The 13,317-nt window shown below is 40.8% G+C and carries 17 protein-coding genes and 1 pseudogene; 14 read left to right on the top strand and 4 right to left on the bottom strand.

Features of this window, described 5'->3' with window-relative positions; genetic code table 11:
• Positions 1–30: 30 nt before the first annotated feature.
• The 4 genes from ACZ49W_RS05920 to ACZ49W_RS05905 are packed head-to-tail and all read right to left on the bottom strand — an operon-like array spanning position 31 to position 2,130.
• The gene (locus ACZ49W_RS05920) at positions 31–579 is read right to left on the bottom strand and encodes a DUF2815 family protein (RefSeq protein ID WP_464814396.1); all 549 of its coding nucleotides are present in this window, start codon (positions 577–579) and stop codon (positions 31–33) included.
• 4 nt (positions 580–583) lie between these two features.
• Positions 584–1,705 (bottom strand): DUF2800 domain-containing protein, encoded by a 1,122-nt coding sequence (locus ACZ49W_RS05915; RefSeq protein WP_464814395.1) that lies wholly within the window; start codon positions 1,703–1,705, stop codon positions 584–586.
• Entirely contained in the window at positions 1,698–2,021 is a 324-nt protein-coding gene (locus ACZ49W_RS05910) for a hypothetical protein (protein WP_464814394.1), read from the bottom strand. The genes ACZ49W_RS05915 and ACZ49W_RS05910 overlap by 8 nt, the downstream gene beginning before the upstream one ends.
• The gene (locus ACZ49W_RS05905) at positions 1,996–2,130 is read right to left on the bottom strand and encodes a hypothetical protein (protein ID WP_464814393.1); all 135 of its coding nucleotides are present in this window, start codon (positions 2,128–2,130) and stop codon (positions 1,996–1,998) included. Before ACZ49W_RS05905 ends, ACZ49W_RS05910 begins: the two co-directional genes overlap by 26 nt.
• Positions 2,131–2,438: 308 nt before the next feature.
• Between ACZ49W_RS05905 and ACZ49W_RS05900 the strand changes: the two genes are divergently transcribed.
• The 14 genes and pseudogenes from ACZ49W_RS05900 (at position 2,439) to ACZ49W_RS05835 (ending at position 13,293) form a co-directional block, all read left to right on the top strand.
• Entirely contained in the window at positions 2,439–4,715 is a 2,277-nt protein-coding gene (locus ACZ49W_RS05900; protein WP_464814392.1) for a phage/plasmid primase, P4 family, read from the top strand.
• A 274-nt stretch (positions 4,716–4,989) separates the two neighbouring features.
• Entirely contained in the window at positions 4,990–5,271 is a 282-nt protein-coding gene (locus ACZ49W_RS05895; protein ID WP_464814391.1) for a VRR-NUC domain-containing protein, read from the top strand.
• A pseudogene (locus tag ACZ49W_RS05890) lies at positions 5,252–6,628 on the top strand (SNF2-related protein). The gene ACZ49W_RS05895 and the pseudogene ACZ49W_RS05890 overlap by 20 nt, the downstream one beginning before the upstream one ends.
• The gene (locus ACZ49W_RS05885) at positions 6,621–7,124 is read left to right on the top strand and encodes a hypothetical protein (RefSeq protein ID WP_100664842.1); all 504 of its coding nucleotides are present in this window, start codon (positions 6,621–6,623) and stop codon (positions 7,122–7,124) included. The pseudogene ACZ49W_RS05890 and the gene ACZ49W_RS05885 overlap by 8 nt, the downstream one beginning before the upstream one ends.
• Before the next feature lie 186 nt (positions 7,125–7,310).
• Positions 7,311–7,538: a DUF7678 domain-containing protein gene (locus tag ACZ49W_RS05880; RefSeq protein WP_464814390.1), complete on the top strand. Its 228-nt coding sequence runs from the start codon at positions 7,311–7,313 to the stop codon at positions 7,536–7,538.
• Positions 7,539–7,626: 88 nt separating this feature from the next.
• A complete protein-coding gene (locus ACZ49W_RS05875) occupies positions 7,627–7,809 on the top strand; it encodes a DUF6900 domain-containing protein (RefSeq protein WP_068993600.1) in 183 nt (60 codons plus the stop codon).
• Positions 7,810–7,856: 47 nt separating this feature from the next.
• Positions 7,857–8,894: a methionine adenosyltransferase gene (gene metK / locus ACZ49W_RS05870; RefSeq protein ID WP_464814389.1), complete on the top strand. Its 1,038-nt coding sequence runs from the start codon at positions 7,857–7,859 to the stop codon at positions 8,892–8,894.
• Between the two features lies 1 nt (position 8,895).
• Positions 8,896–9,261: an HNH endonuclease gene (locus tag ACZ49W_RS05865; protein ID WP_464814388.1), complete on the top strand. Its 366-nt coding sequence runs from the start codon at positions 8,896–8,898 to the stop codon at positions 9,259–9,261.
• A 298-nt stretch (positions 9,262–9,559) separates the two neighbouring features.
• Positions 9,560–10,021 carry a helix-turn-helix domain-containing protein gene (locus ACZ49W_RS05860; RefSeq protein WP_464814387.1) on the top strand — a complete coding sequence of 154 codons (462 nt, stop codon included), beginning with the start codon at positions 9,560–9,562 and terminating at the stop codon, positions 10,019–10,021.
• A complete protein-coding gene (locus ACZ49W_RS05855; protein WP_464814386.1) occupies positions 9,993–11,249 on the top strand; it encodes a site-specific DNA-methyltransferase in 1,257 nt (418 codons plus the stop codon). The genes ACZ49W_RS05860 and ACZ49W_RS05855 overlap by 29 nt, the downstream gene beginning before the upstream one ends.
• On the top strand, positions 11,246–12,526 hold the full coding sequence (locus ACZ49W_RS05850) for a DNA cytosine methyltransferase (protein WP_464814385.1): 1,281 nt from the start codon (positions 11,246–11,248) through the stop codon (positions 12,524–12,526). The genes ACZ49W_RS05855 and ACZ49W_RS05850 overlap by 4 nt, the downstream gene beginning before the upstream one ends.
• 72 nt (positions 12,527–12,598) lie before the next feature.
• Positions 12,599–12,847: an Nmad4 family putative nucleotide modification protein gene (locus tag ACZ49W_RS05845; protein ID WP_464814384.1), complete on the top strand. Its 249-nt coding sequence runs from the start codon at positions 12,599–12,601 to the stop codon at positions 12,845–12,847.
• 1 nt (position 12,848) lies between these two features.
• Positions 12,849–13,061, top strand: a complete 213-nt coding sequence (locus tag ACZ49W_RS05840; protein ID WP_464814383.1) for a DUF4314 domain-containing protein — start codon at positions 12,849–12,851, stop codon at positions 13,059–13,061.
• Between the two features lies 1 nt (position 13,062).
• On the top strand, positions 13,063–13,293 hold the full coding sequence (locus tag ACZ49W_RS05835; protein ID WP_464814382.1) for a hypothetical protein: 231 nt from the start codon (positions 13,063–13,065) through the stop codon (positions 13,291–13,293).
• Positions 13,294–13,317: the final 24 nt, after the last annotated feature.

The following is a 13,317-nucleotide window of genomic DNA, read 5'->3' as shown; positions in this document are numbered from 1 at the left end:
AGTATACATCATCAATCTGATTCTCCATTTCTAGTTCAAAAAGTCATCATCTTCTTCTGTCGCAAAATCATCCTCAGCACGAGTGCGTCCTCCGAGTGGCTCACCATCACGCAATTTTTGCAAGTTATTCAAACCGCAAGCAATACCTTTATTACCATTGGAATTGAAAGCATAGAAGGTAATAGAAGCACGACCGTAAATACCTGAGTACAATTCTGAAGTATCAATGATTTCTTGACGATTGCCATCAACCACTCCAGGTTTGTGTGGAGAGTTGGCATTTACGAAGTAAGCATTTTTGTATGCTTCATCATCAGGGCGTTCAAGGTCACCATCACGAAGTGGAGTTTTCAGAGTAGATAATGCAGGTACAGATTTGCCGTTGCCTTTGAGTTTTGACTCACCTTCTTTGTATGCTTGTTCAATGGCTGCTTTAATCTTGTTAATGGTGACTGTATCCTCTTTCGGAATGATGAGAGAAACACTGTATTTGGGAGTACTGCCATTGATAGATTTTGGTTCGTTGGCATTTAAGTAGCTGAAGCGAGTGTTTGGTCCTGTAATTACTTTAGTTGTCATATAGTTATTCCTCTTTAAATTCATTTTTTGCTAGGTTCATCTCTTGACGGCTATCGTCAATTGGAACGAGTGTTGGTTTACCACTTGGTTTTATTATGAGACCACCAAGGAGGTCATTAAAAGTTTTCTTGCCAAGTAACTTAGTCATGGCAGTGATAGTGAGCAGTTTCTTCTCATAAGGATCATAGCCTGCTTCCATCACAGCTTGGCTAACGGCTGACTCATCTGAGAATTTACGAACAGAGCGACCTTCAACCAGTTTGTATCCTGGAATAGGATGTCCATCTGTGGCTTGATTTAATGCATAAGCTTTGATGTCGTTTGCCCATGAAATCAATAGATCTAGTTTAGGCAAAATCTCTGCAATATCCTCGTTATCAAGGGTATCTGGATTTGCAAACTCCATCTTGGCAAGAGCCAAATTATCCTCCGCACGTTTGCGACAGACATTCTTGAGTTTACAGAATTGGCAGTGTTTACCAGACTCCATTTCCCCCTCACCTTTGAATGCAAGTTCAGCTTTTGGAGCGAGTTCGTTTTCTGCCCATTCAAGCAACTCAGTCTTTTCAATCTCAAAGGTAGAAATGTTATGTTTTCGTGGTTGAAATATGGTAAGAGTTACCTTTTCAAAATCATAAAGCCCATCAAACATCTCAAGAGCGCCTAGGGCATAACACATCATTTGTGGGTTATAGTCTGCGTCAACTAGAACACCAAGTCCGTGCTTATAATCAATAACCTGAAGAAGTCCGTCTGCCACAATAAGGCAATCTCCAGTTCCAAATCCTTCAGGTACCCATTTGGAAAAGTCCAGTCGTTGTTCGACAAGGACTGTAGGGTCACGGGAGTAGCCTCTGGCTTTCTCTACTTGTTCCATGACATAGTTGCGGTATTCTTCTGCACAATTCTGCATTTCATCGTTGTAAAATGCTAAATCCTCAGTCGGATCACGCGCATTCCTACCCAAAGCTTTCTCGACTAGATAAGCACACAATTCGTGAGCATCCGTACCTTCAAGAGCAAAATCAGATGTTGTGTCTGGTAGTTCCTCTGTAAGTCGAACAGATGGTGGGCAGTTCAACCATCGATGCGATGCAGACGCAGATAGAATGGCGTGGTTAGTCATTACCAATCCCTCCAGCTTCTTCAAGGACTTCCGCAAAGTGTTTAGGGTCAAGCGCTGATAGAGAAGAAGCACCGTAAGCATTTAGAAGAGCACGAACCTCGTTCTTATATCCGTCTTTAGCTTTGGTCGCAAGGACTGCACGGACATCTTCCAATTGAATTTCCTTTTGTGATTCAGTTTTAGGTGGATTCGGTTTCGGTACGGTTTCTTCCTCAGAAGTGAGGAGTTTCTTGAACTCATCCACCAATCGAAGGTAGTACTTTGCGGTTTCTTCCATATCATGAATTAGTCTATTCAGTTCTTTCATTTTGCTCATTGTTTTCTTCCTCCTTTATTTTACGAGCGAGTTGCTTTGAGATGACACTGATGGCGGTGAGTGTATCGACCAGTTCATCATTGTGATTCACAGTTATTTCTTGAGTCATTTTGTGACCTCCTATCTTATTAGGTAGAGATGTGAACAGAAATTCCGATTTTTAATAAAAATTTTTTGAATAGATGTTTTTCATCCCTTACACCTATATAGGTAATACTGGTATGAAATTTTCCGCCTTTTTATAAAATTTTTTTTATTTTGTAATGCAATAAAATAATCTTCCTCTGGCTATATAAAGGAAGATTATTTTTTTTGAAAAAATTTTTATTAAGAGGCGGAAAAATGAGTCTTAGTTCTACCTAATAAGGTAGGAGGGAAAATCTCCTCATATCATTAATTACATTTGGAGGGTGCATAATGCAATTTACCTTATCTCATTCTGGACAGACTGGGGTTCAGACAACTACGGTTTATCCCAATCAAGTAACGGTTACAGATGAAGTTTCGTTAAAAACAGTTTCTGAGTATGACCATGTGGCAGGGCTGTTTTTAAACAATACACGCTCAAATACCAATTTCGTCAAGTCGGATGTCTTGGTCATGGATATTGATAATGACCATTCTGAGAATCCAGATGAGTGGATAACTGTAGAGAGATTAAAAGAAATTTTTGCGGATTATAACTTTGCCTTGGCAACTAGTCGAAGTCATATGCAGGCAAAGGCAGGAAAAGCCCCAAGACCAAAATATCATATTTACTTCCAAATCAATGAGGTGAACGATAAAGACATCTATGTGGCCATGAAAGAGGAACTCTGTAATCAATATAATTTCTTTGATGATCATGCCAAGGATGCGGCACGTTTTTTCTTTGGGAATCCAAATGCACAGGTTATATGGCATAATTCATGGCTAACTATAGATGAAGATTTGTTTCAAGCTGTGTCTATTGATGACGAGGAAGATTTCGATGCAGACTTCTATACTCCTCCAAGTGGACCAATCCAGCAAGGGAGTCGTAATTCAACAATGTCTGTATTTGCAGCAAAGATTCTCAAACGGTTAGGCGTGACCCAAGAAGCTAGGGATGGCTTTGATGAGCAGGCACAGAAATGTGTACCACCACTTGATAAAGCAGAGTTAGATTCCATCTGGGGAAGTGCAGTCCGATTCTACAACAGAACCATAAAAACATCTAAAGGCTACGTGGCTCCAGATGCTTTTAATCGAGACTCCTTGAAACCAGATGATTATTCTGACATTGGAGAAGCAGGAGTACTGGCTCGTGAGTTTGGGGATAAATTGGCTTATACAAATGCGACAGACTATCTCACATTTAATGGGAAGTATTGGAAGGAAGACAAGCAGTTAGCAATTGGAACTATCCTTGAATTCATGGACATACAACTTAAAGAAGCAAGTGAACAGTATGAAAGTGCCATTAAACAACTCGTCCAGACCGGTATTCCAGAAAGTATTGTTCGTGAGGGTGGGAAAGGCTTAGTGAAACTAATTGATTCACCAAATCAACAGATACTGCTCGCCAAGTATCTTTCGGCAAAAGCATATTATCAATTCGTCATGAAACGTAGGGACTACCGTTACATTATGGCGACCCACAATACCGCCAAGCCTATGCTTGCAATTGACATTTCTGAACTGGATAAAAACGATATGTTACTAAACACTCCCGATGCAACCTATGACCTTAAGTGTGGCTTATCTGGTAGTCATGCACATTCTGCGACGGATTATCTGACAAAAATTGCCACTGCAAGTCCAGGTAATCAAGGGATGGGGCTTTGGCAAGAGACTTTAGCGACCTTTTTCTGCGGAGACCAAGAACTGATTGGCTATGTTCAGATGGTAGTCGGAATGGCAGCCATTGGAAAAGTCTATCAGGAACATATGATTATCGCTTATGGAGGTGGTGCAAATGGAAAATCAACCTTTTGGAATACCATAGCTCGTGTACTAGGTAGCTATTCTGGAAAATTATCCGCTGATGCCTTGACCATGTCGAACAAACGGAATGTTAAGCCCGAGATGGCTGAACTAAAAGGAAAACGACTCATTATTGCATCTGAAATGGATGAAGGGATGCGTTTGAATACAGGGCTGGTTAAGCAACTTTGTTCGACTGATGAAATTTACGCTGAGAAGAAGTACAAAGATCCCTTCCATTTTGTTCCATCCCATACGCTGGTTCTTTACACCAACCATCTGCCAAAAGTCGGAGCGAACGATGATGGTATTTGGCGACGATTAATTGTGATCCCATTCAATGCCAAGATTACGGGCAAGTCAGATGTGAAGAACTTTGCGGACCATCTTTATGACAATGCGGCACCAGCCATCATATCTTGGATCATCGAAGGAGCTGAGAAGGCAATCAAGGCAAACTTTAAAACGAAATTACCAAAGGTTGTTCAAGAATCTGTCAGAGCATATCGAGAAGCCAATGATTGGTTGGGACATTTCATTGAGGAAAACTGTGAGATTGAGAAAGGTTATCTCCAAAAATCAGGCGATTTATATTCTGCCTATCGTGCCTACACTCTACAGAATGGAGAATATATCAGAAGTACTACTGACTTTTACACGGCACTTGAATCGGCAGGCTACCATCGTCAGAGGACTAGTAAGTTTAATGCCATTGTTGGTTTGAAACTATTGGATGACTTTTTGGACTAATGGAAGTCATGCTAGCCTTTGAAAAAAAGTCTGACAAATTTTTGAGTATGAAGATTGGAAGTTGGAGGTCATGGAACATAATATGGCTTACTTGGCTGAGTGTCAGCTTTAAGATATGAGTTCCACAACCAGCACTATTATTAGTTATGGAAGTAGTGATACTCTTTTCTATAACTTTTATAATGGGTTAATTATTACTATAAAAGCCCTATATAAAAAGTTACTGATTCGAGTTTACTAGACCTCCATTCTTTTTCTGACGAAAGGATTGTTTATGAGAGAAAGATTTGTAGAGCGGAAATTAGTAAGTGAAGTGAAAAAGCGTGGAGGCATTTGTCCTAAATGGATATCACCATCTTTTTCTGGTGTACCAGACAGGCTAGTGTTTTTACCCAAGGGCAAGTTTGGCTTGGTGGAAGTAAAGGCTCCTGACCAAAAGCCAAGGAAGTTACAAGTGTCAAGGCATAAACTGTTTGAGCGGTTAGGTTTTAAGGTTTATGTTCTTGACCACATTGAGATGATTGGAGATGTGCTAGATGAAATTGACATTACATAACTATCAAGTAGTCGCCAAGGACTTTATCATTGGTCACCCTTATGCAGCGGTCATCTTAGACATGGGGATGGGAAAGACGGCTACAACCTTGTCTGCAGTGAATGAGCTGATGTTTGATCGATTTGAAGTCACCAAGGTTTTGGTTATTGCCCCACTTCGAGTCGCAAATACGGTATGGAGCGATGAGATTGAGCAATGGGCGGAGTTGTGTCACTTACGGTATTCGAAAATTGTGGGGACATCCAAGCAACGAAAAGTAGCTCTTCAGAAAGATGCGGATATTTATATCGTCAATCGTGAAAACCTCCCTTGGTTGGTGGAACAATGCAGTCCCTATTTCAAGTGGGATATGGTGGTGATTGATGAATTGAGCTCTTTCAAGTCTTGGCAGTCTAAACGTTTCAAAGCTTTCATGGCAATGCGTCCTTACATGAAACGTATCGTAGGGTTGACTGGAACACCTAGTTCAAACGGACTGATGGACTTGTTCGCAGAGTTTAAAGTCATTGACGGAGGGGAACGCCTTGGTCGATTCATTGGTGAGTTTCGTAGTCGCTACTTTGAAGAAGGTCGTCGCAATGGAAACATTGTTTATGAATATATCCCCATGGACTATGCGGAGTGTCAAATTCAAGACAAGATTAGTGATATTACCATTTCCATGAAGGCTCTAGATTATCTGGATATGCCTGAATTGATTTCAACCAAGAAACTGGTGCGTATGACGAAAAAGGAAAAAGAAAAATATAGTCAGTTTAAGAAAGAGTATGTATTGTCAGAGTTGGATGGACTAGAAGTAACTGCTGCAAATGCTGCAAGCCTTACGAACAAGTTAGTTCAGTTGTCCAATGGAGCCGTATATTCTGATGATCATACGGTTGTGGCATTACATGAACAGAAACTAGATGCCCTTGAAGATATCCTTTAATCCGCAAATGGAGAGCCTGTCTTAGTTGCCTATTGGTTCAAACATGACTTAGCTCGGATTATTGGTCGTTTAGAAAAACTCAAGGTAAAGAGTCGGGTGTTGAAAACAGAAGAAGATATTCGTGAGTGGAACAAGGGAAATGTTCCAGTTGGCTTACTTCATCCAGCGGGAGCTGGTCATGGGTTGAACCTCCAAAAAGGCGGTCACCACTTGGTCTGGTTTGGATTAACGTGGTCATTGGAATTATACCAACAAACGAATGCACGACTTTGGCGTCAAGGCCAGGAGGCTGAAACAGTTGTTATCCAACACATTGTGACTGAGGGAACAATTGATGAGGAAATCCTCAAGGCACTAGAAAACAAAGATGCACAACAAGAACGGCTGATTGAAGCTGTAAAAGCACAAGTAGGAGGGACAGATGGATAAGGTGGATTATATTGCTAAAAACTATCGTGACATGAAAATGAAGTTACAGTTAGTTCAAGAGAAATTGCTCAACTATCGACCGATCTCAGAGAATAGTGTGATTCAGTCACTGGTATTTGAGAAGTCAGAGCATGAAAAGGTCAAGAAAAGTAGAAACCATGGTCGTAGTGAGCTGATTTCCCTTAGTTTTAGAGAAAAACAAGAACAAGAAAATCAAGAGTACCTCAGTAGTTTGCTCAATACCTACTACTGCTTAAAAATGGATCTATACTACTTTGAGTTCGTTATGGAGCTAATACCTGATGATTTGAAGCCATTAGCTAAGGATTTAATTTACTTAGGCAAGAGTTGGACTGAACTAGAGGAGGTTTACGAAATCAGTCATTCAACACTTGCTTATCGTAGGCGTAAGATTCTAAAACAATTACGCAAGTGTTATCGTTGGACTTCAAAAAGTCTTGAACTTAAGGTGGAAGATTATCACATCCCTATCTAGTGATGGCCGATTGCACTAAATTGGTACTAAATTAGCACTAAATTTGTACTGTTTTAGTACTGATTTTCAACCTAGACCTGTGATATACTTAAGCTGTCAAAAAAAGATAAAAATCTCCCTCAAATGACTGGATATTCTTAGGCTGATAGGGTAATATACATCTAGAAAAACCAAAGGAGAATAACCATGTGGACTGAAGGACTGATTGATTATCAAGGACAAAAAGTGGATTACATTGCAAAGGTTAGTCCCCAACCTTCAGAGGTTGGAATTGACCTTGGATGTGTTTTCAAATTAGATATTGAAGTAGCTGAAGAAACTATCGTTTCTTACGACAGAGGATGGGAAATCTATCCTGCAACAGAAGAAGGTGAAGCCATTCTTGAGGCGGTTTTGATGGTTTTAACTGTTTAAAATATCTTTAAAATAATGCAGAAATGACTGGATATATCTCCTTTTTAGAGTTAATATGTACACAACAAAAGAAGAGGAGAACGATACAATGACAAAACGCCAACAAGAAAAACTCAATGCCCTTTTAACAGAGATTGCTAAAGAAGAACTACTAGTTGAAACTTTGGAAAAACGCTGGAGCGACAACCTCGATTTCTACGATGTTTCGGTTTGGGGAATCAAAAGAGCATTGGAGAGAGCCTACGAAGCAGGCCGACAATCAGTAAAATAAACCAAAGCCTAACCTCATAAAGGTTGGGCTTTTTGCGTGGAGGAATTATGATTATTACTAGTGAACAAGTGTCAGTTGGACACCCAGATAAAATCTGTGATCAGATTTCAGATGCTATTGTGACAGAGTGTCTTAAGTTTGACAAATCAAGTCGAGTGGCAGTTGAGACCTTAATCAAGGATAACCAAGTTGTGGTAGCTGGTGAAATTTCAAGCAAACATTTCTTTAATCTCGAGAACATTGTTCGACAGGTTATCGAGCCACTTGGTATGAAGAATGTTCGGGTAACTAACCTACTTGGACTCCAAAGCTCCGATATTGCCCAAGGTATTGATAATGGTGGAGCTGGTGACCAGGGGATGATGTTCGGTTATGCGACAGATGAAACACCTGAGTACCTGCCCCTTCCTTATGTTCTAGCCACTCGAGTCCTTGAGAAACTGATATCACTTGGTCACCCCTTACTTGGAAAGGACGCTAAAGCACAGGTATCCTACGATTATGAGAAGAAACGGATTGACACCTTCTTAGTTTCCATCCAACATACCGAAACGGCTGACCTTGCCAAAGTGAAACGAATTGTGACTGAAGCTATGATGGCAGTAGCTCTTCGTTACCGTCAGAATCTAGATTTTAAAGTTCTAGTCAATCCAACTGGTCGTTTTGTTCTTGGTGGCTCATTTGCGGATGCAGGAGTTACTGGTAGAAAGATTGTGGCTGATACCTACGGTGGTTTCGCACATCATGGTGGAGGTGCCTTCTCTGGAAAAGACCCAAGCAAGGTTGACCGCTCTGCTGCATACATGGCACGAAAGATTGCTAAGGATATTGTTCGAGAAGGGTATGCGAAACGATGTGAAGTAGAATTAGCCTATGCCATTGGAGTTGCAGAACCTGTGTCAGTGTATGTAGAAACCTTTGGAACCAGTCGCTACACCACAAAACAACTGGAAGGGATGATTCTTGAGCGGTATGATTTAACACCAAGAGGTATCACTAAGGAACTTCATCTCTTGAATGTAGACTACACCAAAACATCTTGCTTCGGACATTTCACGAAAGACTATCTACCTTGGGAGAAGTAAAATGCCAAGAAGACCAAGCACACCTTGTAAACAAAATGGTTGTCCTAACCTAGTACCTTATGGTCACAGGTATTGTGCGAATCATAAAGCAAACCACCAGCTCGAAGCCAAGTCAACCAAAGCCAAAGGCTACAACGCACAGTGGAACAAAGCACGACTTCGTTACTTAAAAGTTCATCCACTCTGTGTTCAATGCAAAGCCAAAGGTCGACTGACCAAGGCAACTGTTGTTGACCACATCACTCCCCACCGAGGTGACCAAGAACTCTTTTGGAATCAATCAAACTGGCAAGCACTTTGTAAGTCTTGTCATGATAGAAAGACCAAGACGACTGACCGATATGTAGAATATTCCTATCGATTTTAATCGTGGAGTTTCGTTACAAAAGTATCTCATTTTTCACCCATTGGGGGAGGGGGGATAAAATCTCGAACCCCTTGGGAGACTAAGACCGACGCCCCCTCAAACGTGCAATTTCGCAAAATTCGCAAGCGGGTACATTAAAATCGTGTCATTTTGATGTCCCTTCCCACCGTTATCACGTTTCTAGTGTGGGGATGTAGCGTTCCCTAGTATGTAATTTTGGTAATAAAATAGTGAAAAAGGCTAGAAACAATGTAGAAAATAGTTGTTTTTAGTCCTTTTTTGCTGGAAAGGAAAACAAATGGACGAAAGCCAACGCAAACAAATCTGGAAAATGCGAGCAGAAGGTCTTGGCTATGGATTAATCGGCAAGGCTACAGGTCTATCGAGAGATTCAGTTAAGAAATACTGTAAACGAAATCCAGCATTGCTTGGACATGGTGCTGCGACAAAGCAGATGGCAAAAGCCGACCAGAATGATGGACTTCGTTGCCCTCAGTGTTATCAAGTACTTAAAACTCACAAAATAGGTAGACCAAAGAAGTTCTGTTCGGATAAGTGTCGTAAGGTTTGGTGGACAACTCATTCTGACGAACACGATAAATCAAAAACCGCATATGAAGATTTGACTTGCCAACAATGTGGTAGGTCATTTTTATCTTATGCCAATCCATATAGAAAATATTGTAGCCATTCGTGTTACATTAAATCACGCTTTTATAAAGGAGAAACCAATGACAAGTCAACCAACAATGGAAATTAGAGAGATTCGATTGTCTGAATTACACCCAGCTTCTTACAATCCTAGGAAAAAACTCAAAAAGGGTGACAAGGAATATGAAAAGATTAAACAAAGCCTACTCAAGTTTGGCTACGTTGACCCCATCATTGTCAATAAAGATTTGACGGTTATTGGTGGTCACCAACGATTAACTGTATTGAAGGACTTAGACTATGAAACTGCCAAATGTGTCATTGTCGATTTATCCAAGGAAGATGAAAAGGCTTTAAATATTGCCCTTAATAAAATTACCGGTCAATGGGATGACCATCTTTTGGCGGACTTGCTTTTGGATTTACAGGAGTCGGATTTCAATCTCGACTTGACTGGTTTTGAACCACCAGAAATCGACGATATCCTATCAAATGTTCATGATAAAGACCTATCGGATGATGACTTTGATGTAGAAGAGGAATTGAAGAAACCCACCTTTTCAAAACGAGGGGACATTTGGCAACTTGGTAAGCATCGAGTGATTTGTGGAGACTCTACGAAAGCTGAAACTTATGACCAACTTTTAGGTGATAAAAAGGCAAATTTGGTTGTGACTGACCCTCCCTATAATGTTGATGTAGAAGAAACAGCTGGAAAGATTCTCAATGACAATATGCCAGATAGTGACTTTTACCAATTTCTCTTTGAAATGTTCTCTCAGGTAGAAAAACATATGGAAGCCGATGCCTCCATCTATGTTTTCCATGCTGATACGGAAGGATTGAACTTCCGTAAGGCATTTAAAGATGCAGGCTTCTATCTCAGTGGGTGTTGCATTTGGAAGAAGAACTCATTAGTACTTGGACGTAGTCCTTACCAATGGCGACATGAACCAGTTTTATACGGGTGGCGTCAAAAAGGCAAACACCAATGGTTCAGTGACCGTAAACAGACAACAATCTGGGAATATGATCGTCCAAAATCTAGTAAAGACCACCCAACGATGAAACCAATTTCGCTCATGGCTTATCCTATTCAAAATTCATCCATGCGAGGAACGCTTGTCCTAGATCCATTCCTTGGTTCAGGTTCAACTCTCATGGCTGCTGACCAAACAGGTCGTATTTGTTATGGCATTGAGTTGGATGAGAAGTTTGTGGATGTCATTGTCAAACGTTATATAGAGTCAACAGGAAATCATAACGTGACGGTGTTGCGCAATGGACAGACATTGACCTTTGATGAAGCCTATTCAATGATGGAGGAGACGGTATGACCTTAACTTTTCTTGATTTCTTTGCAGGAGTGGGTGGTTTTCGTCGTGGTTTGGAATTAGCTGGTTTCAAATGTATCGGTTACTGTGAAAAGGATAAGTTTGCACGAAAATCTTATGAAGCAATGTATGACACGAAAGGAGAATGGTTTCATGACGACATCACAAGCATTGACCCAACACAACTTCCAAAAGCAGATTTATGGACTGCGGGAAGCCCTTGTCAAAATGTGTCTATCGCAGGGAAGCGAGCCGGTCTATACGGTGAACGAAGTGGACTCTTTTTTACATTTGTTGACCTCCTCCAAAGCCAAGAGGAAGAAGATAAACCCGAGTGGATACTCCTTGAAAATGTTAAGGGACTTTTATCAAGTGGCGGGGGACGAGATTATCTCGACTATCTCTCTATCTTGGATGAAGCAGGGTACGACCTTGAGTGGCAAGTGTTCAATTCAAAAGACTACGGAGTTCCCCAAAATCGAGAACGCATCTACACTCTCGGACATCTTAGAAGCAGAGGTCGACGAAAAGTACTACCTATCAGCGGAGAAAGCGGTAGCCATCTTAAGCAACTTGTAGGTGGTATGCAAAGCTATCGTGTCTACGACCCTAGTGGAATTGCCACAACTCTTGTTGGTGAGGGGGGAGGACTGGGTGCTAAGACAGGTCTTTATCTAATTGACCAATCTTTGACAGAACCAAAGTTGACAGATGAGGCACGTTGTATCACTGCACGATATACTGCTGGAGCTACAAAACGGACTGCGATGAACTCTGGAGTACTCGAAATTCAACCCATTCTGACACCCAATCGAATCAATAAGCGTCAAAATGGACGTAGGCTCAAGGAACAGGATGAGCCAATGTTCACATTGACCTCTCAAGACCGCCATGGTGTTCTTGAAGGCATCAAGGTCAGAAATGGTACGAAGCAAGGTTATCAAGTTGCAGAGGTTGGAGATTCAGTGGATTTATCCTATCCAAACTCTCCAACTAGACGAGCAAGAGTTGGGAAGGGAATTGCCCATAACCTCTCCTGTGGTGGGCAAATGGGTGCTGTGGTTTGGAATGATCGAGTTGTAAAAATCAGACGCTTAACCCCTCGAGAATGTTTTCGCCTACAAGGTTTTTCGGATGCTTTGTTCGAGAAAGCCCAAGCAGTAAACTCCGATGCCCAACTGTATAAACAAGCTGGAAATGGTGTGACGGTAACAGTGGTTTATGCCATTGGATGTGCCATTCTAGCAAGCGAAGAATTATCGAAAATATCTTTAAAATAATCGAGAAATGACTGGATATAAGTTTCCTTTAGAGTTAATATGTACACAACAAAGGAAGAGGAGAACAAATCCATGACAACAACACTTGAAAAACTTTATGAAATCTATCCAGCAACCGCAAGCATCATTCCTTACAAAGATTGGGTCATCGTTGCATCGAATGGACATAAAGGAACAGAAGTTGAGATTTACGAAACTGCTGATAGCCTTGAAGAGTTTGAAAACTTCGAACGCAGATTTGACCGCATTTACCAAGAAGCAGGAACATTCGAAGACTTTGGACATGCAGTTAAGTGGGCATTTGAAAAGATTGGAGAATAACATGGACTCAAAAATTTTCAACTACCTAAAGACAATCTATCCTGTTGGGACTAAAGTTAGATTAGTAAAAATGGATGACCCACATCCAGTTCCTAAAGGAACACTTGGAACTGTGATTGGAGTGGATGATATTGGTTCACTCTTAGTTAAGTGGGAAAATGGCAGTTGCCTAAATGTTTTGTATGGAATTGATATCGTAGAAAAGGTAATTTGAGATGTGGGAAATTATGACTCGAACGGTTGGAGACAGACATTATGTTTGTGAATTTCTCCGTGAAGACACAACAGACCCAAGGAATATAGACGGTGCTTGGATTAGAATACTGATGATCAATCGAGATGGTAAAAATATCTACCAGTATCGATATGGAAATGAAATAGATAACATGGACGATATTGATAGAAATGTCTGTCAGGCTATACTTGATAACTTTAATGAACTTTAAGAAAGAACTCGAATTGAGTTCTTT

This window comes from Streptococcus sp. STR1/CE/0325 (genome assembly GCF_055386095.1).
The sequence above is the reverse complement of the archived record's forward strand: the minus strand, read 5'-3'. Positions and strand labels throughout refer to the sequence as shown.